Genomic DNA, 18,400 nt, shown 5'->3' on the forward strand with positions numbered 1-18,400 from the left:
TGCTTGGCGTACGCCCACTCGACGTAGCCGATCGCGCCCGGCAGACGCTGCACGAAGGCGGCCACGCCGTCGTTGCCCTTGCCGCCCGTGCCCGTCGGCCAGCTCACGGTCGTGCCTTCGCCGACCTTGCTCTTCCACTCGGGGTTGACCTTCGAGAGGTAGTTCGTCCAGATGAAGCTGGTGCCCGAGCCGTCGGCGCGGCGGACCACGGCGATGTCGAGATCAGGCAGCTTGACCTTCGGGTTCAGCGCGACGATGGCCGGATCGTTCCACTTCTTGATCTTGCCGAGGTAGATGTCGCCGAGCACCGGGCCCGACAGGGTGATCTCGCCCGGCTTCACGCCCGGCACGTTGATCGCCGGCACGACGCCGCCGACCACCGTCGGAAACTGGAACAGGCCTTCCTTGGCCAGATCCTCGTCCTTCAGCGGAGCGTCCGAGCCCGCGAAGTCCACCGTCTTGGCTTGAATCTGCTTGATGCCGCCCGACGAGCCAATGCCCTGGTAGTTGACCTTGCCGCCGCCCGACTTTTGATAGGCATCCGCCCATTTCGTATAGATCGGTGCTGCGAAGGTGCTACCCGCGCCGGTGATGTCAGCAGCCTGCGCTGCGATCGCGAAGAGCGCGCCAGCAACGCCAGCGAGCGCGGTTTGCATCAATTTCATGAGACCTCCAGTGTGTGAGCGGATGAACGACACCGCGAAGCTTAGGGGGTCTCTGTGACAGTACCGTGACGGTTCATGAAGCGAACGTGACAGTTCGATTACTGGCTGAAAGGCGCGTGGATATGCGATTTGGGCGATTTTGCAAGCGCGGCTGCAACATGGCCTGCACGTGCTGCGGCGGCTGAAACGCCCGCCAGGCGGGCGTTCGAAGGCTACCTGGGGGTCCGATGAAAAAATTCGAGGAATTCCTCGAAAATGGTTTGCAAACCGTTATTCGATTGTTTTAAACGTTTGCCTGCTTCCGTTGCGACGTCGAAAAAATCGCAAAAAAAAGATGAGCACGACGGCGGATTGCAACGTCGTGCTCATTGGTTTGGCGCTGGCGCGACCCAGTCGCGCGACTTGCGCGACTTAATAGCCGGCGATCACGCGATCGAACGCTTCACCACGCTGGCGATCGCCTCGGCGTAATGCACGGTGTCGCGCTCCTCGCGAGCCTCGACCATCACGCGCAGCACCGGCTCCGTGCCCGAAGCGCGGATCAGCACACGGCCCTTGCCCTTCAATTCCGCCTCGGCGGAAGCGATCGACTGCTGGATCGCGGCGTTGCCCTTCCAGTCGGCGCCCTGCGCGATGCGCACGTTGATGAGCTTCTGCGGAAACAGTTTCACGCCGTCGAGCAGTTGCGCGATCGTCTTGCCGCTGCGCTTCATCGCCGCAAGCACGAGCAGCGCCGAGACGATGCCGTCGCCGGTCGTGTGGCGGTCGAGCGACAGAATGTGGCCCGAGCCTTCCGCGCCGAGCTGCCAGCCGCGCTCGCGCAGCTGCTCCAGCACGTAGCGGTCGCCCACGTTCGCGCGCACCAGCTGCACGCCGAGGCCTTCGAGCGCCTGCTCCACCGCGAGATTGGTCATGAGCGTGCCCACCGCGCCTTCCACCTTGCCGTCGGTCGCGATGCGGTCCTTCACGAGCACGTAGAGCAGCTCGTCGCCGTTGTAGAGGCGGCCCTGTGCATCGACGATCTGGAGACGGTCGGCGTCGCCGTCGAGCGCGATGCCGAGGTCCGCGTGATTCGCGCGCACGGCGCGCACGAGCGCATCAGGCGCGGTCGCGCCCACGCCGTCGTTGATGTTGAAGCCGTTCGGCGACACACCGATCGGAATCACGTCCGCGCCCAGCTCGTGGAACACGTGCGGCGCGATGTCATAAGCCGCACCGTTGGCGCAATCGATCACGAGCTTCAGGCCGCGCAGATTGAACGCCTGCGGGAACGTGCTCTTGCAGAACTCGATGTAGCGACCGCCCGCGTCGTGCAGGCGGCGAGCACGACCAAGCTGCTCGGACGGCGCGCAGGCGAGCGGCTGCTCGAGCTGCTCCTCGATTTGCGTCTCCACCTCGTCAGGGAGCTTGTTGCCGTCGGCGGAGAAGAACTTGATGCCGTTGTCGTAGTAAGGATTGTGCGACGCGCTGATCACGACGCCGGCGGCGAGCCGCAGCGCGCGCGTGAGATAGGCGATGCCGGGCGTCGTCATCGGACCCGCCAGCATCACGTCGATGCCCGCAGCCGAAAGCCCCGCTTCCAGGGAGGCTTCGAGCATATAGCCCGAGATACGTGTGTCCTTGCCGATCAGCACGGACGGGCGCGGCCCGGATCCCGCTGCCGACCCCGCAAGCACCTTGCCCGCGGCGTAGCCTAGCCGAAGCACGAAATCGGGCGTGATCGGCGCCTCGCCGACCTTGCCACGCACTCCATCAGTTCCGAAATAACGACGTCCCATCTTTCTACCCCTCGGTTTGGTGCTGCTTTGTCCTGTATTGTGGCCGCCCGGATCCGCTGCGGCGCACTTCGCGCCTGTCAGCGTTCGGCAGGGCAATGGCTCAGCCTTGTGCGTCCAGCGTACCTGCGGACATCGCGGCGCGCATCGCCACCCAGATCTTGAGTGCGTCTACGGTCGGCGCAACGTCGTGCACGCGAATGATCGCCGCGCCGCGCTCCGCCGCACACACGGCCGCCCCCACGCTTGCCGCCACGCGCTCGGGCGCGGGCCGGTTCACGAGCGCGCCGAGCATCGACTTGCGCGACATGCCGACCAGGATCGGATACGGCGCGACGCCTGCCGCAACCTCGGGCGCCGTCTCTGGCAGGTGCGCGAGCAGCGCGTAATTGTGCTCGACCACCGACTTGCCGAAGCCGAAGCCCGGATCCACGCTGATGCGCGCCTTCGCCACGCCCGCCGCTTCGAGTTCGGCGCAACGTCCGGCGAGAAACTCGCGCACCTCGCGCACGACGTCCACGTAGTCGGGCTCGCCCAGCTGCATCGTCTGCGGCTCGCCTAGCATGTGCATCACACACAGCCCGCAGTTGCTCTCGCGCACGGCCTCGATCGCGCCGGGCATGCGAAATCCCCAGATGTCGTTGATCATGTCGGCGCCTGCCGCGAGCGCCGCGCGCATGACTTCGGGCTTGTACGTGTCGATCGACAGCGGAAGGTTCGCGCCCTTGAGCTTTTCCACGAGCGGAATCACGCGTTCGAGTTCCTCGTCGAGCGGCACGGGCGGCGCGCCCGGGCGCGTCGATTCACCGCCAATGTCGATGATATCGACGCCGTCGAGCATCATCTGCTCGGCGCGGCGCAAGGCGTCGCCGAACGCGATATAGCGGCCGCCATCGGAAAACGAGTCGGGTGTCGCGTTGAGGATGCCCATGACGAGCGGACGCTCGAACGTCAGCGTGAAGCGGCCGCACACGAGCGGTTCAGGTGGGAGACTACCTTGCGAGGAGATGTTGGGCACGTCAAAAAACGTCAGATGTGTAACGAGATGCGGCGGCACAGCGGCACGCCAGAAATGCAAAACGGGCCGATGTGAACATCACACCGGCCCGCAACTTTACTCGATAAGGATCACGCCGGTGCAGTGGCGCTACCGGGTTTGACCTCGGTGCCCGTGCTGCCGCCCGACGACGCGTCGCCGGGCGACGCCGTGCTCTTCGGCGAGCGCGGCGGACGGCCGGCCATGATGTCGTTGATCTGGTCGGCGTCGATCGTTTCCCACTCCATGAGTGCCGCGGTCATGGCTTCGACCTTGTCGCGGTTCTCGTCGAGCAGGCGCTTCGCGAGGTTGTACTGCTCGTCGAGCACGCGGCGGATTTCCGCGTCGACCTTCTGCTGCGTCGCTTCCGAGATCGCACGCGTGAAGCCCTTGCCGAACGGGGAGGCTTCGTTGTCGTCGTCGGCGTAGACCATCGGTCCGAGCGCGTCGGTCATGCCAAAGCGTGTAACCATGGCGCGGGCCGTTTGCGTCGCTTTGTTGAAGTCGTCCGAGGCACCCGTGCTGATCAGGTTCATGAACAGCTCTTCCGCCACGCGGCCGCCGAACAGAATGGCCAGACGATCCAGCAGATAGTCCTTCGAGTACGTTTCGTTGTCGTGCTCCGGCAGCTGCCACGTCACACCCAGCGCGCGGCCGCGCGGGATGATCGTGACCTTGTGCACCGGGTCCGCCTTCGGCAGCAGCTTCGCGATCACCGCGTGACCCGACTCGTGGTACGCCGTGGCGCGCTTCGCTTCCTCACGAATCACCGCCGACTTGCGCTCCGGACCCATGAAGATCTTGTCCTTCGCGTCTTCGAAGTCCTGCATTTCGACAATGCGCTTGCCGCGGCGCGCCGCGAAGAGCGCGGCTTCGTTCACGAGGTTCGCGAGGTCGGCGCCCGAGAAGCCCGGCGTGCCGCGTGCGATTACCGCTGCATCCACGTCGTTGGCGATCGGCACCTTGCGCAGGTGCACCTTCATGATCTGCTCGCGACCGCGGATGTCCGGCAGGCCCACATACACCTGGCGGTCGAAACGGCCCGGACGCAGCAGCGCCTTGTCCAGCACATCCGAACGGTTGGTTGCCGCGATCACGATAACGCCCGAATTCGCCTCGAAGCCGTCCATCTCGACCAGCATCTGGTTCAGCGTCTGCTCGCGTTCGTCGTTGCCGCCGCCCATGCCGGCGCCACGATGGCGGCCGACCGCGTCGATTTCGTCGATGAACACGATACACGGCGCATGCTTCTTGGCCTGCTCGAACATGTCGCGCACGCGAGCCGCGCCCACGCCGACGAACATTTCGACGAAGTCCGAACCCGAGATGCTGAAGAACGGCACCTTCGCTTCACCAGCAATGGCGCGCGCAAGCAGCGTCTTACCCGTACCCGGAGGGCCAACGAGCAGCACGCCGCGCGGTATACGCCCGCCCAGCTTCTGGAATTTTTGCGGATCGCGCAGGAAGTCGACGAGTTCGGACACTTCTTCCTTCGCTTCGTCGCAGCCCGCGACGTCGGAGAAGTTGACCGCGTTGTTGTTCTCGTCGATCAAGCGGGCGCGCGATTTACCAAAGGAAAACGCCCCGCCTTTGCCGCCCCCCTGCATCTGTCTCATCATGTAGAACCAGAACACGATGATGAGTATGGTTGGCCCGAGGTAGTACAGCGCGGAAACGAGCGCGTTCGGCTCTTCGTCAGCCTTGCCGCTCACCTGCACGCCATATTTCATCAGGTCGCCGACCATCCAGATGTCGCCTGGGGAGACGATCTGGTATTTCTGGCCATCTGCCGGAGTGACCGTGAGGTTCCGCCCCTGCACCACGACAGTCTTGACCTTGCCGTTCTTCGCGTCGTCCATGAACTGCGAATAGGAAACGCCTTCCTGGACACGGGGCTTGTCGAACTGCTTGAACACCGTAAACAGCACCAGTGCGATTACCAGCCACACTGCTGCCTTCGAAAACATGTTGTTGTTCAAAGCACCACTCCTTCACTCATAGATGGGCGCCTACATTTGCCTTGCGACACCACCAAAGCATTCTAATCCAGTACACGGACCCCTGCCATAACGTTTCGCTACCGCAGGAATAGCCCGAGCGCCTTGTCCTGACCGCCTCTCGGGGTCATTTTGCGACCAGATTGCGCCTTTTGCACGGCAATCATGCCCCGTTTAACAGGGACGCTTCAGATGTTTACCCAATATAAACGTTTCGGACGATTTATCACGCGAAGCCTTCGGTTTGCGCGCGGCCACGACCTTGAACTGCTGCTTGAACTTCTCGACGATCTGACTGTAACCGCTGCCGTGGAAGCATTTGACTAAGAGGGCTCCATCGGGTTTCAGATGATTCTGCGAAAACTCGAGCGCGAGATCGCACACGTGCTCGATACGCGCCGCGTCGGCAGACGCGACCCCCGAGAGATTGGGCGCCATGTCCGAAATTACAAGATCGACCGGGCGCCCACCCAGCAATTCTTCCAGTTGCGCGAGCACGTCGTCTTCGCGGAAGTCGCCCTGCAGGAACTGCACGTCGGAGATGGGCTCCATCGGCAGGAGATCGAGCGCGATGATCGTGCCGTCGATCCCACCTTGTCGTTGGTCGTCGCGCTTCGTGCTTTGCGCGAGCTTGTTGCGGGCGTACTGGCTCCAGCTGCCGGGCGCGGCGCCGAGGTCCACGATCACCATGCCGGGGTGGATCAGCTTGTCCTGCTCGTCGATTTCCTTGAGCTTGTACGCGGCGCGGGCGCGATAGCCCTCCCTCTGCGCCATTTTCACGTACGGGTCGTTGATATGGTCGTGCAGCCACGACTGATTGAAGCGATTTTTTGCCATTAAAGATGAACTCTTGCTGCGTGATTCCGCGCTTTTAGCGGATAATACGCGTTTTATTCGTGCGGCCGTCGCGGGCCGCCTGGCCGGATGTTCGTTGCTCCGCCGGCGTTTTTGGCCCGCGCCCTGCCGTTCCCCACGGTTTTCCGTTGTTCCGACGCGCTTTGCCCGCTGGCGGCCCGCTATTCGCGGACCGCACTCACGTCTGCCCAGGTTGTCAATTCATGCCTGTCGACCCGCGCGGCGCCGTCATTTTAGTCGAGTCTGCCACATCCCATGCCCGCCCTCACTCTTTCCGCCGAACAGCGCTCCGAGCTGCGCTCCCAGGCTCACGCGCTCAAACCGGTTGTGCTCATCGGCGCCGAGGGACTGACCGACGCCGTCCTCAAGGAGATCAAGGTTCACCTGGCCGCGCACCAACTCATCAAGGTGCGCGTGTTCGGCGACGAGCGCGAAGAGCGCCTCGCGATCTACGAAGAGATCTGCGACCGCCTGGGCGCCGCCCCGATCCAGCACATCGGCAAGCTGCTCGTCATCTACAAGCCCGAGGAAGCCAAGGCGAAGGCCACGACCGCGCGCGCCGGCGCCCGCGGCACCGTGTCGCGCCCGTCCGCCGACGTACCGAGCGCGCGTGAAGCGGGCAAGCGCGGCGCCGCGCCGCGCACCGTCAAGGTCGTCAAGGCCAGCGACAACCCCATGCGCAAGCCGAAGGCGCAAAAGGTGACGGTCAAGGGCAACGAGCGCGTCACGCAAGGCGGCAACATCAAGCGCGCCAAGAAGCGCCAAACCAGCTCCAAGCGGGCCCACCAGGGTTCGAAGTAAAAAAGCGCGGCCTTCGAGCCGCGCTTTTTTTCGCCTGACTCGGCTTCAGGTCGCTTTCAGCGCGGAGCAGTTTCCATGTGCCGTGGCAGCATGCCGCGCGCCGAAGGCAGCAGCCAGACGAGCCATGCGCCGAGAAGGCTCTGCACGAGATAGAACAGGCTCGACACGCCATGCAGCAAGCCGAAGCGGCTCGCATACGGCGAACTGGCCACATCCATGCCCGCGCTCATCGCTTGAACGCGCAACGCGTTCATGAACGGCTGCAGCGCGAAATAGCCGATCAGCACGCACAGCAGCATGGCGGCCAGAATCCAGCGCAGCCGGCGATAGCCCAACGCGCCGCGGCGCGCGAGCACGCTCGACAGCCCGAGCATCAACACGCCGCACACCACGCCGATCAGGCCTTCAAGGCGAAACAGCTGCGCGGCGAGTTCGCCGGCCACCACCCTTTCGAGCGACGCGAACAGGACGGGCGCGACCGCATAGCCGATGGTCAGCTGGCTGCCGACCCACAGCATGGCCAGCAGCCCGAAGAGCCGGTGCGGAACGAGCGAAACGGGAGTGGCGGAACCCACGTGGCTTGCAGTACTCACGTCGATGCGCCCTCAGACGTAGCGAACCTCGATAACTTCGTATTCGCGCACGCCGCTGGGGGCCTGCACCTGGGCGACATCGCCTTCGGACTTGCCGATCAGCGCGCGCGCGATGGGCGAGCTGACCGAGATCAGGCCGTGCTCGAGATCGGCTTCGTCGTCGCCGACGATCTGGTAGGTCACCGTCTTGCCCGAATCGAGGTCTTCGAGATCCACGGTCGAGCCGAACACCACGCGGCCGTCCGCTTCGAGCGTGGCCGGGTCGATGATCTGCGCGGCCGCCAGCTTCGACTCGATCTCGGCGATGCGGCCTTCGATGAAGCCCTGCTTTTCCTTTGCGGCGTCGTATTCCGCGTTTTCCGACAGATCGCCCTGCGCGCGCGCTTCCGCGATCGAATTGATGACCGCCGGACGCTCGACGGATTTCAGGCGCTGCAACTCTCCGCGGAGTTGGTCTGCACCGCGCTTGGTCAAGGGAATCGTGCTCATAAACAACTCGTACGGCCCAAAAGGGCCTAAAGGAGACCGCGCCACGCACGCTTGTCGCGCACGTTGCGGCCATAAAAAAAATTCCGCGGTTAAGTGCATCCCGCGAGGGCGGCCGCGCAGTCTGGCGCAGCCTGAAAACCCTGTTGGGACGCCGCTTAACCGCGGCACATTCAGCTTTTTTAGCCTGCCTCGTTGAGCGTTAGACAGACAATTGAAGCCTTAGTTTAGGCGAGCATGGAGGCCTTGTAAATCATAGACTTCCAGGTTCTTCAGGTAGCGCAGACCCTCGACGGCCGCGCGTGCGCCCGACATCGTCGTGTAGTAGGTGACCTTGTTGGCCTGCGCGCTCATGCGGATCGAACGCGAATCCGCGATCGCCGAGCGGGTTTCGTCGACGGTCGTGAAGACGAGCGAAATCTCGCCATTCTTGATCATGTCGACGATGTGCGGACGGCCGTCCTTCACCTTGTTCACGACCTTCACCGGCACGCCGGCCGCCTCGATCGCGGCAGCCGTGCCGCGCGTGGCGACGATCGGGTAGCCGAGTTCGTGCAGCATGCGCGCGACTTCCACGGCCTTGGGCTTGTCGGCGTCCATCACCGTGATGAAGACGGTGCCCGACTCCGGCAAGCGCGAGCCCGCTGCGAGCTGCGACTTGAAGAGCGCTTCGCCGAACGTCTTGCCCACGCCCATCACTTCGCCCGTGGAACGCATTTCCGGTCCGAGCACCGGATCGACAGTCGGGAACTTGACGAACGGGAACACTGCTTCCTTCACGCTGAAGTACGGCGGCACGACTTCCTTCGTCACGCCCTGCTCCGCCAGCTTCTGGCCGACCATGGCGCGCGCCGCGATTTTCGCGAGCGGCAGGCTGGTCGCCTTCGACACGTACGGCACGGTCCGCGAAGCGCGCGGGTTCACTTCCAGCACGTAGATGACGTCCTTCTTCGAACCGTCATCCTGCGGCACTTGCTGGATCGCGAACTGCACGTTCATCAGGCCGACCACGTTCAGCGCCTTGGCCATCGCGGCCGTTTGACGCTTGAGTTCGGCAACCGTTTCCTGCGAGAGCGAGTACGGCGGCAGCGAGCACGCCGAGTCGCCCGAGTGCACGCCCGCTTGCTCGATGTGCTCCATCACGCCGCCGATGAACACGGCTTCGCCATCGGAGATGCAGTCCACGTCGCATTCGATCGCGTCGTTCAGGAAGCGGTCAAGCAGCACCGGCGAGTCGTTCGACACCTTCACGGCCTCGCGCATGTAGCGCTCGAGGTCGCGCGGTTCGTGGACGATTTCCATGGCGCGGCCGCCCAGCACGTACGACGGACGCACGACGAGCGGGTAGCCGATTTCGTCGGCGAGCTTGAGCGCTTCGTCTTCGGCGCGTGCGGTGCGGTTCGGCGGCTGGCGCAGGTTCAGCTCCTGCAGCAGCTTCTGGAAGCGCTCGCGGTCTTCTGCGGCGTCGATCATGTCCGGCGACGTGCCGACGATGGGCACGCCGTTCGCCTCGAGGTCGAGCGCGAGCTTCAGCGGCGTCTGGCCGCCGTACTGCACGATCACGCCAACCGGCTTTTCCAGGTCCACGACTTCGAGCACGTCTTCGAGCGTGAGCGGCTCGAAGTACAGGCGGTCGGACGTGTCGTAGTCGGTCGAAACGGTCTCGGGGTTGCAGTTGACCATGATCGTTTCGTAGCCGTCTTCGCGCATCGCGAGCGCGGCGTGCACGCAGCAGTAGTCGAACTCGATACCCTGGCCGATCCGGTTCGGGCCGCCGCCCAGCACCATGATCTTCTTGTTGGTCGTCGGGTTCGCCTCGCACTCTTCCTCATAGGTCGAGTACATGTAGGCGGTCTTCGTGGCGAACTCGGCCGCGCAGGTGTCCACGCGCTTGTAGACCGGGCGCACGTTCAGTTCGATACGACGGCGGCGCACGTCCGTGGCGTTGCTGCCGAGCAGCTTCGCGAGACGGCGATCCGAGAAACCGCTTTGCTTCAGGTAACGCAGCTCGTCCTTCGAGAGGCTTGCGAGCGTGCGGCCGCGGGCGGCCTCTTCCTTCTTGATGATTTCCTCGATCTGCGCGAGGAACCACGGGTCGATCGCGGTTTCTTCGAAGATCTCTTCGCGCGTCATGCCCACGCGGAACGCGTCGCCCACGTACCAGATGCGGTCCGGACCGGCTTCGCCGATCTCGCGGATGATCTCGTCGCGGCTCGTGGTCTTTTCGTCCAGACCGTCCACGCCGACTTCGAGGCCGCGCAGCGCCTTCTGGAACGACTCCTGGAACGTACGGCCAATCGCCATGACTTCGCCCACCGACTTCATCTGCGTGGTGAGGCGCGGGTCGGCTTCACGGAACTTCTCGAACGCGAAGCGCGGAATCTTCGTGACGACGTAGTCGATGGTCGGCTCGAACGAAGCCGGCGTCTGACCGCCCGTAATTTCGTTCTTGAGCTCGTCGAGCGTGTAGCCCACGGCCAGCTTCGCCGCGACCTTGGCGATCGGGAAGCCCGTGGCCTTCGAAGCCAGCGCCGACGAACGCGACACGCGCGGATTCATTTCGATCACGATCATGCGGCCCGTACGCGGGTCGATCGAGAACTGGACGTTCGAACCGCCCGTATCCACGCCGATCTCGCGCAGCACAGCCAGCGAGGCGTCGCGCAGGATCTGGTATTCCTTGTCGGTGAGCGTCTGCGCCGGCGCGACCGTGATCGAGTCGCCGGTGTGGATGCCCATCGGGTCGAGGTTTTCGATCGAGCAGACGATGATGCAGTTGTCCGCCTTGTCGCGGACCACTTCCATCTCGTATTCCTTCCAGCCGAGCAGCGACTCTTCGATCAGCAGTTCGCGCGTGGGCGAGAGGTCGAGACCGCGCTTGCAGATCTCTTCGAACTCTTCACGGTTGTAGGCAATGCCGCCGCCCGAACCGCCGAGCGTGAACGACGGACGGATCACGACCGGGTAGCCGCCCGAGCCGGTGGCTTCGGCGATTTCGCCTTGCACCTTGAGCGCCTCTTCCATCGAGTGCGCGACGCCCGACTTCGCCGAACCGAGACCGATCTTGGTCATCGCGTCCTTGAACTTCTGGCGGTCTTCGGCCTTGTCGATGGCTTCCGGCGAAGCGCCGATCAGCTCGACGTTGTACTTCTTCAGCACGCCGTGATGATGCAGGTCGAGCGCGCAGTTCAGCGCGGTCTGGCCGCCCATCGTCGGCAGGATCGCGTCGGGGCGCTCCTTCTCGATGATGCGCTCCACCACTTCCCACGTGATCGGCTCGATGTAGGTGACGTCGGCCGTGTTCGGGTCGGTCATGATCGTCGCCGGATTGCTGTTGACGAGGATGACCTTGTAGCCTTCTTCACGCAGCGCCTTGCATGCCTGCGCGCCCGAATAGTCGAACTCGCACGCCTGGCCGATGATGATCGGACCCGCGCCGATGATGAGAATGCTCTTGATGTCTGTCCGCTTGGGCATAACGCTCTCGCTAAATATTCCTGTGTCTTTTACGTCTGGCGGCTGATTGCCTGCCGCCCGGGTGCGCGCGTGGGCCGTTCTTCAGACCGGCTCGCTGCGCACCCTGCTCTGCGCTCTCGCTCGATGCGGCGCTTACGCCGCCTTCGCCTTGTCCATCAGCGCCGTGAAGCGGTCGAACAGATAGCCGATGTCCTGCGGACCCGGCGATGCTTCCGGGTGCCCCTGGAAGCAGAACGCGGGCTTGTCGGTCAGCTCGAAGCCTTGCAGCGTGCCGTCGAACAGCGAAACGTGCGTCACGCGCGTGTTCGCAGGCAGCGTGGCGGCGTCCACCGCGAAGCCGTGGTTCTGCGACGTGATGACAACGCGGCCGTCGCCGAGATCCTTCACCGGATGGTTCGCGCCGTGGTGGCCCGTCTTCATCTTCATGGTCTTCGCGCCCACGGCGAGACCCATGATCTGGTGGCCAAGGCAGATGCCGAAGGTCGGGATGCCGCGCTCGATGAAGGCTTGCGTCGCCTTGATCGCGTAGTCGCACGGTTCCGGGTCGCCCGGGCCGTTCGAGAGGAACACGCCGTCCGGGTTCAGTGCGAAGGCGTCTTCAGCCGTAGCTTGCGCCGGCAGCACCGTGACATCGCAGCCCCGCTCGGCCAGCATGCGCAGGATGTTCTGCTTCACGCCGTAGTCGAACGCCACGACCTTGTACTTCGGCGCCGATTGCGTGCGGTAGCCTTCGCCCAGACGCCATTCCCTGGTGTTCCACTGATACGGCTTCTGGGTCGACACGACCTTGGCGAGGTCCATGCCCGCGAGGCCCGGGAACGAGCGCGCGAGTTCGATGGCCTTTGCTTCGTCGTCGGAGCCTGCGAGGATCGCGCCGTTCTGCGCGCCCTTGTCGCGCAGGATACGCGTGAGCTTGCGCGTATCGATGCCGGCGATGGCGACTACGCCTTCGTCCTTCAGATACTGGCCGAGCGTGCGTTCCATGCGGAAGTTCGAGGCGAGCACGGGGAGGTCGCGGATGATCAGACCGGCGGCATGGACTTTCGTGGCTTCGACGTCTTCGGCGTTGACGCCGACGTTGCCGATATGCGGATACGTGAGGGTGACGATCTGGCGAGCGTAGCTCGGGTCAGTCAGGATTTCCTGATAACCGGTGATAGCCGTGTTGAACACGACTTCACCGATCGTATGACCCGGCGCGCCGATCGAGTAACCACGAAAGACCGTGCCGTCGGCGAGCGCGAGCAGAGCGGGAGAGAATGACGGCAACACGGGAGACTCCTTGGGGGGAGCACCCTGTGCCGACCTGTTATCCGACGTTGCGATCTTGCGACCTGTGAGCGGCTGCGGCGTCGGCATCCTTTTCTGTGAGGATCAGGATGCGCGCGCGGCTCGCTCGCTTGCGCGACCTCTTCGTGCGGTCGACCGTTGTGGCGCCGGGCCACGAGCGCGCGTTTGTGACGCAGGATCGGGCGGCAGCCGGCCAGTTGACGATGAAGCGCGGGCGGCGGATGAACGGATGGGAGGAGGTAGGCGCTAGGGTGCGGGTTGATAAGCTCAAACCTTGAAATTATAGCGCGAAAGTCACCTTTCCTTCAAATTTCAGGATGACGCTGGCGACGGGGAGCGTGCTCGCAGCCCGGTGCGCGGCCCTTTCCACTATAGCGGGCGGTGGCGCGGCGGCAAGCGTCGGCCGCCCGGCGCCGCCCGTAGTCGCCCCCTATTCGCGCGCGCTATTTTTGGCACCCGCCAATGAAAACGCCGCCACCTGGCGGGGTGACGGCGTCAAACACAACAAAAACGGAAAAGTGATCGGAGCGAAATACCATGCGCTGCCCCCGCAACGCATGTTTGAGCACCCTTCGCCAGCCGCTATTTTGTATGGTGCTTCTGCGTGTGGGTTTCGGCCTTCGGGCGGCTCGCCGCACCCTTCGACGCCTTGGTGGGCGCAGCGCTGACCGTCCTGGCCTTGACAGGTTCGGAAACCTTGACAACCTCGGTGCGCGCGCGACCGTGCTTCTTATCGTATCGCGACTTCGACCCGGTGTCTGCAACGCGGGTGCCAATTCGCTGCACGCCACCGCCAGAAACGTTCGTTGCCAGACGCTCCGGCCCCGGCTCGCTCGGCATCGCCTTGTTGACCGGCACGTGCAAAACCAGCACCTGGCCCGGCGCGACGTAGTCGCGACGGGTCTTGTTCCACGCCTTCAACTGGCCGAGCGACACGCCGTAGCGGCTCGCCACTGCTTCCATCGACTGCTTGCGGCGTACGCGGATCAGCATCTTGCGCGTGTCGGGCACGTCCGGTTCCATGGCCAGCACGGCGCTTTCCGCCACGTCGGCGCTGATGTCCTCGTCGTCGCCGTCGTCGGTGCGCGGCACCACGAGCGTCGAGCCCGCCTTCAGGCGCATGCCCGCCGGAATCTTGTTCACCGACATCAGCGTGTCGGCGTCAACGCCGATCTTTTGCGCGATCGCCGCCGGCGTGGCGCGCGAGTCGGTCGTGTAGACGGTCCACGACGAAAGCTGGCCGGAATAGGCCTTCAGGTTGCGCTCGAACGCGCTCGCGTTGTCGAACGGCAGCAGGATCTGCGGATCGGTCGCGCCGAGAATCACGGGTTTCTTGAACGACGGGTTGAGCGAGCGGAACTCGTCGGTCGTCATGTTCGCGAGCTTGGCAGCGACGTCCACGTCGATGTCGTGCGAGGTCGTGACCGTCACGAAATACGGGTGGTTCGGAATGGACGGCAGCGTGAGCCCGTACTGCTGCGGGTTCATCACGATGTTCTTGACCGCCTGCAGCTTCGGCACGTAGTTACGTGTTTCGCTGGGCATGCGCAGGCTCTGGTAGTCGGTCGGCAGGCCCGCCGCCTCGTTGCGCGCGATGGCGCGCTGCACGTTGCCCTCGCCCCAGTTGTAGGCGGCCAGTGCGAGATACCAGTCGCCGAACATGTCGTGCAGGCGCGAGAGATAGTCGAGCGCTGCGCTGGTCGAGGCCAGGACGTCGCGGCGCTCGTCCTGCCACATGTTCTGCTTGAGGTTGTAGGTGCGGCCCGTGCCCGGCACGAACTGCCACATGCCGGCGGCCTTCGCGACCGACAGCGCCTGCGGGTTGTAAGCGGACTCGATGAACGGCAGCAGCGCGAGCTCGGTAGGCATGTGACGCGCCTCGAGCTCTTCGACGATGTGATAGAGGTACTTCTGCGAACGCTCGGTCATACGCGCGACGTAGTCGGGCCGCTGGGCGTACCAGTTGGCGTTCATGTCGACGAGGTCGCTCTGCAGGTCGGGCATCTGGAAGCCGCGGCGAATGCGCGCCCAGAGATCGGCGTCGGGGCTCGTCAACTGATCGACGGAGCCTTGATCGACGTTAATGGTTTCTTTCGCAGCGGAGGTCTTACGAATGAGGTCGGCGTTGGCCTGGGCGTTGGCTGGTGCTAGAGAAGTCGCAGACGGTCCCCCGCTCGCACAGGCGGCGAGCATGAGGACCAGCAGCGCACTGATTATGAATCGCATGAAAATCTACATCCGCATGGCTGGAATTTGCAGCCGATAGTACGGAACGCGTCCGTTTCCGTCAATCGGAATTAATGGAAAAAAAGCCATGAAATCCGCAGCTTGGGCGTGATTCCATACGATTGGGTTGAGCATGCCCCCTGACCCGGCTGGGTCAGCGGAACCGATTCTTCCATTCACGCATCATTGCGAAAGCCGCCAGCCGGTCCGGCACCGATTCGTGCAGCGCCTCGGTGAGCGCAGCTTGCACCGCCGCATCGCCCGCGCGCAGGAAAGGATTGACGGCGCGCTCGTGCGCGATCGTCGTGGGCAGCGTCGGCACGCCGCGCTCGCGCAGCGCCGCCGCCTCGCGGCTCCAGTCGCGCAGATCGGCGTTCTCTGGATCGCAGGCGAGCGCGAAGCGAATGTTCGACAACGTGTATTCGTGTGCGCAATGCACATGGGTATGGCCGGGCAGCGCCGCGAGCGCGTCGAGCGAGTCGAGCATCTGCGCGGGCGTACCCTCGAAGAGGCGGCCGCAGCCGCAGGCAAACAGCGTGTCGCCGCAGAACACGTGCGGCGTGCCGGCGGCATCCGCCGCCTGGAAATAAGCAATGTGGCCACGCGTATGGCCCGGCACGTCAAGCACCGTCAGGTCGAGCGCGGGTGCCTCCAGATGGACGGCGTCGCCACCCTTCACGCGCGTGACGAACGCGTCGAGCGGGCCGAGCGCCTCGCCGGCCGGGCCGTAGACGGGCACGCGAGCGTCGGCGAGCAGGTCCGCCACACCGCCGACATGGTCGTTGTGGTGATGGGTGAGTAAAATAGCGACGAGCCGCCAGCCGCGCTTCGCGAGGTACGCGCGAACCGGAGCGGCGTCGCCCGGATCGACGGCAACGGCATTCTGGCCGTCCGAGACGACCCAGATGTAATTGTCTTCAAAAGCCGGAACCGGTACGTACTCGTAGGCGCACGCATCGCTCGAACGCGCGTACTCAAGCGGACTCTTCATGGGGCGACGTATTCTTCGACATGTCTGACCGATTGATTATAGACTGGCCCGCCTGGACCGCCTCGCCCGCTGGCAGGTATGTGCTCGGCTGGGAGCAGGAGCAGCTCGACCGCGTGGTGTCGAACATATTCGGCTACCATGCGCTGCAGCTCGGCCTGCCGCAGCTCGACGCCCTGCGCGAGAACCGCATGTCGTGCCGCGGCCTCGTGCTCGACGCCGCCAGTGCCGCGAGCGCCCCCTACTCCGTACCCGGCGCGTCGGCCCATGCGCACCCGAACGGCGGGCAAACGTCGCCCGACGCGGGCGGCGCAACACCAGACCGCACCCCGGCTGCGGGCGGCGGCACGTTGCTTCACGCGCCCGCGGGCCGCAGCACTGTCTGGTGCGACTATCTCGATCTGCCGTTCGAGGCGCAGAGCGTCGACCTCATCGTGATGCCGCACACGCTCGAATTCACGAGCGACCCGCACCGTCTGCTGCGCGAAGCCGAACGTGTGCTGATGCCCGAAGGGCAACTGCTGATCGTCGGGTTCAACTCGCTTTCGCTGTGGGGCGCGCGCCAGTCGGCCGGCAAGCTGACCGGCCATCCGTTCCTGCCTGCGCGGCAGGACCTGATCGCTTTCACGCGCCTGAAAGACTGGATCAAGCTGCTTGGCTTCGAGCTTGAACGCGGGCGCTTCGGCTGCTATCGTCCGCCGCTCGCGACAGAACAGTGGCTCGGCCGCTACGGCTTCATGGAAGCCGCCGGCGACCGCTGGTGGCCGATTTTCGGCGCTATCTATATGGTGACGGCGATCAAGCGCGTGCGCGGCATGCGCCTCGTCGGCCCACTGAAGGTCAAGAAGCCGGTGCTGGCCGCGAGCCTGAAGCCCGCGGCGACTACCCCTTCCCCAACACGCAACAAGGACTCATGAGCACACCCGACTTCGTCGAAATCTTCACGGACGGCGCCTGCAAGGGCAACCCCGGCCCCGGCGGCTGGGGCGCGCTGCTGCGCTTCGGCGCGCAGGAAAAGGAACTGTTCGGCGGCGAGGCCGGCACGACCAACAACCGCATGGAGCTGATGGCGGTGATCGCCGCACTCGACGCGCTCAAACGCCCGTGCAAGGTGATCGTGCACACCGACTCGCAGTACGTGCAAAAAGGCATCAGCGAGTGGATTCACGGCTGGAAGAAAAAGAACTGGATGACGGCCGCCAAAACGCCGGTCAAGAACGACGACCTCTGGAAGCGTCTGGACTCGCTCGTCGGCCAGCACGAGATAGAGTGGCGCTGGGTGAAGGGCCACTCCGGCCACCCGGAGAACGAGCGCGCCGACGCGCTCGCGAACCGCGGCGTCGCCACGCTCGCCGAACTCTGAGACCGCTGCTTTGCAGGACCGCTTCGCGGCTGCCCCACGCTTTCACGCTTTACAAGACATGCGCCAGATCATTCTCGATACTGAAACCACAGGCCTGAACGCCCGCACGGGCGATCGCATCATCGAAATCGGCTGCGTCGAACTGGTGAACCGCCGGCTCACGGGCAACAACCTGCACTTCTACGTGAACCCGGAGCGCGACAGCGACCCGGGCGCACTCGCCGTGCACGGCCTCACGACCGAGTTTCTCTCCGACAAGCCGAAGTTCGCCGAAGTCGCGGACGAGATCCTCGACTTCATTCGCGAAGCGGACATCATCATCCACAACGCGCCTTTCGACATCGGCTTTCTCGACGCCGAACTCGCGCTGCTCGGCAAGCCGGGGTTCAAGGAGCACTGCGGCGAGGTGATCGACACGCTCGTGCAGGCCAAGCAGATCTTCCCCGGCAAGCGCAACTCGCTCGACGCCCTGTGCGACCGTTTCGGCATCAGCAACGCGCACCGCACGCTGCACGGCGCGCTGCTCGACTCGGAACTGCTCGCCGAGGTCTACCTCGCGATGACGCGCGGCCAGGAAAGCCTCGTCATCGACATGCTGGGCGAGCACGCCGCGCCCGGTGCGGCCGCCGCGCCGCGCATCCACCTCGAGTCGATCGATCTGCCGGTGGTCATGGCGAGCGACGAAGAAGTCGCCGAACACAACGCCGTGCTCGACGGTCTCGACAAGGCGATCAAAGGGACGTCGGTGTGGCGCACCGAGCCGGCTCCCGCCGAAGCCAATGCGGCCGATGCGCAAAATGCTTAAAAAATGGCTTTACAAGATCGAAAACACCCTGCATAATTTCAAT

Annotated in this window: 16 protein-coding genes; 5 read left to right on the forward strand and 11 right to left on the reverse strand. The window is 64.3% G+C overall.

The features are described 5' to 3' along the window. Positions 1-665, reverse strand: a 665-nt coding sequence (gene pstS, locus A3CW_RS0128750; protein WP_035514292.1) for a phosphate ABC transporter substrate-binding protein PstS, incomplete at its 3' end; no start/stop codon positions are given. A gap of 255 nt (positions 666-920) precedes the next feature. On the opposite strand from pstS, the gene A3CW_RS52580 reads away from it, so the two are divergent. After that, positions 921-1,136 (forward strand): hypothetical protein, encoded by a 216-nt coding sequence (locus A3CW_RS52580; protein WP_154678061.1) that lies wholly within the window; start codon positions 921-923, stop codon positions 1,134-1,136. On the opposite strand, the gene glmM is transcribed toward A3CW_RS52580, so the two are convergent. From glmM to A3CW_RS0128770, 4 genes are all read right to left on the reverse strand, one after another. Continuing rightward, the gene (glmM, locus tag A3CW_RS0128755) at positions 1,091-2,443 is read right to left on the reverse strand and encodes a phosphoglucosamine mutase (protein ID WP_028206642.1); all 1,353 of its coding nucleotides are present in this window, start codon (positions 2,441-2,443) and stop codon (positions 1,091-1,093) included. The genes A3CW_RS52580 and glmM overlap by 46 nt on opposite strands. Before the next feature lie 100 nt (positions 2,444-2,543). Further along, positions 2,544-3,449 carry a dihydropteroate synthase gene (gene folP / locus A3CW_RS0128760; RefSeq protein ID WP_154678064.1) on the reverse strand — a complete coding sequence of 302 codons (906 nt, stop codon included), beginning with the start codon at positions 3,447-3,449 and terminating at the stop codon, positions 2,544-2,546. Positions 3,450-3,568: 119 nt separating this feature from the next. Next, a complete protein-coding gene (ftsH, locus tag A3CW_RS0128765; protein WP_028206644.1) occupies positions 3,569-5,455 on the reverse strand; it encodes an ATP-dependent zinc metalloprotease FtsH in 1,887 nt (628 codons plus the stop codon). Positions 5,456-5,647: 192 nt separating this feature from the next. Continuing rightward, the gene (locus A3CW_RS0128770) at positions 5,648-6,310 is read right to left on the reverse strand and encodes an RlmE family RNA methyltransferase (protein ID WP_028206645.1); all 663 of its coding nucleotides are present in this window, start codon (positions 6,308-6,310) and stop codon (positions 5,648-5,650) included. A 273-nt stretch (positions 6,311-6,583) separates the two neighbouring features. Between A3CW_RS0128770 and A3CW_RS0128775 the strand changes: the two genes are divergently transcribed. Continuing rightward, positions 6,584-7,129, forward strand: coding sequence for a YhbY family RNA-binding protein (locus A3CW_RS0128775; protein ID WP_028206646.1), 546 nt, complete (start codon positions 6,584-6,586; stop codon positions 7,127-7,129). A 56-nt stretch (positions 7,130-7,185) separates the two neighbouring features. On the opposite strand, the gene A3CW_RS0128780 is transcribed toward A3CW_RS0128775, so the two are convergent. The 6 genes from A3CW_RS0128780 to gloB all read right to left on the reverse strand — a co-directional run bounded on the left by A3CW_RS0128780 (position 7,186) and on the right by gloB (position 16,192). Beyond that, the gene (locus A3CW_RS0128780) at positions 7,186-7,647 is read right to left on the reverse strand and encodes a DUF4149 domain-containing protein (RefSeq protein WP_051481780.1); all 462 of its coding nucleotides are present in this window, start codon (positions 7,645-7,647) and stop codon (positions 7,186-7,188) included. Positions 7,648-7,734: 87 nt separating this feature from the next. Further along, positions 7,735-8,211 (reverse strand): transcription elongation factor GreA, encoded by a 477-nt coding sequence (greA, locus tag A3CW_RS0128785; RefSeq protein ID WP_028206648.1) that lies wholly within the window; start codon positions 8,209-8,211, stop codon positions 7,735-7,737. A 219-nt stretch (positions 8,212-8,430) separates the two neighbouring features. Continuing rightward, positions 8,431-11,685: a carbamoyl-phosphate synthase large subunit gene (carB, locus tag A3CW_RS0128790; protein WP_028206649.1), complete on the reverse strand. Its 3,255-nt coding sequence runs from the start codon at positions 11,683-11,685 to the stop codon at positions 8,431-8,433. Positions 11,686-11,817: 132 nt separating this feature from the next. Continuing rightward, positions 11,818-12,957 carry a glutamine-hydrolyzing carbamoyl-phosphate synthase small subunit gene (gene carA, locus A3CW_RS0128795; protein WP_028206650.1) on the reverse strand — a complete coding sequence of 380 codons (1,140 nt, stop codon included), beginning with the start codon at positions 12,955-12,957 and terminating at the stop codon, positions 11,818-11,820. A 600-nt stretch (positions 12,958-13,557) separates the two neighbouring features. Next, the gene (locus A3CW_RS0128805; protein WP_028206652.1) at positions 13,558-15,201 is read right to left on the reverse strand and encodes a transglycosylase SLT domain-containing protein; all 1,644 of its coding nucleotides are present in this window, start codon (positions 15,199-15,201) and stop codon (positions 13,558-13,560) included. A gap of 154 nt (positions 15,202-15,355) precedes the next feature. Continuing rightward, a complete protein-coding gene (gloB, locus tag A3CW_RS0128810; protein WP_028206653.1) occupies positions 15,356-16,192 on the reverse strand; it encodes a hydroxyacylglutathione hydrolase in 837 nt (278 codons plus the stop codon). A 20-nt stretch (positions 16,193-16,212) separates the two neighbouring features. On the opposite strand from gloB, the gene A3CW_RS0128815 reads away from it, so the two are divergent. The 3 genes from A3CW_RS0128815 to dnaQ are packed head-to-tail and all read left to right on the forward strand — an operon-like array spanning position 16,213 to position 18,357. Further along, a complete protein-coding gene (locus A3CW_RS0128815; protein ID WP_028206654.1) occupies positions 16,213-17,106 on the forward strand; it encodes a class I SAM-dependent methyltransferase in 894 nt (297 codons plus the stop codon). Further along, entirely contained in the window at positions 17,103-17,552 is a 450-nt protein-coding gene (gene rnhA / locus A3CW_RS0128820; RefSeq protein WP_028206655.1) for a ribonuclease HI, read from the forward strand. The genes A3CW_RS0128815 and rnhA overlap by 4 nt, the downstream gene beginning before the upstream one ends. Positions 17,553-17,610: 58 nt before the next feature. Continuing rightward, positions 17,611-18,357: a DNA polymerase III subunit epsilon gene (gene dnaQ, locus A3CW_RS0128825; RefSeq protein WP_028206656.1), complete on the forward strand. Its 747-nt coding sequence runs from the start codon at positions 17,611-17,613 to the stop codon at positions 18,355-18,357. Positions 18,358-18,400: the final 43 nt, after the last annotated feature.

The sequence above is a fragment of the Paraburkholderia nodosa DSM 21604 genome, assembly GCF_000519185.1.
Lineage (GTDB): Bacteria > Pseudomonadota > Gammaproteobacteria > Burkholderiales > Burkholderiaceae > Paraburkholderia > Paraburkholderia nodosa.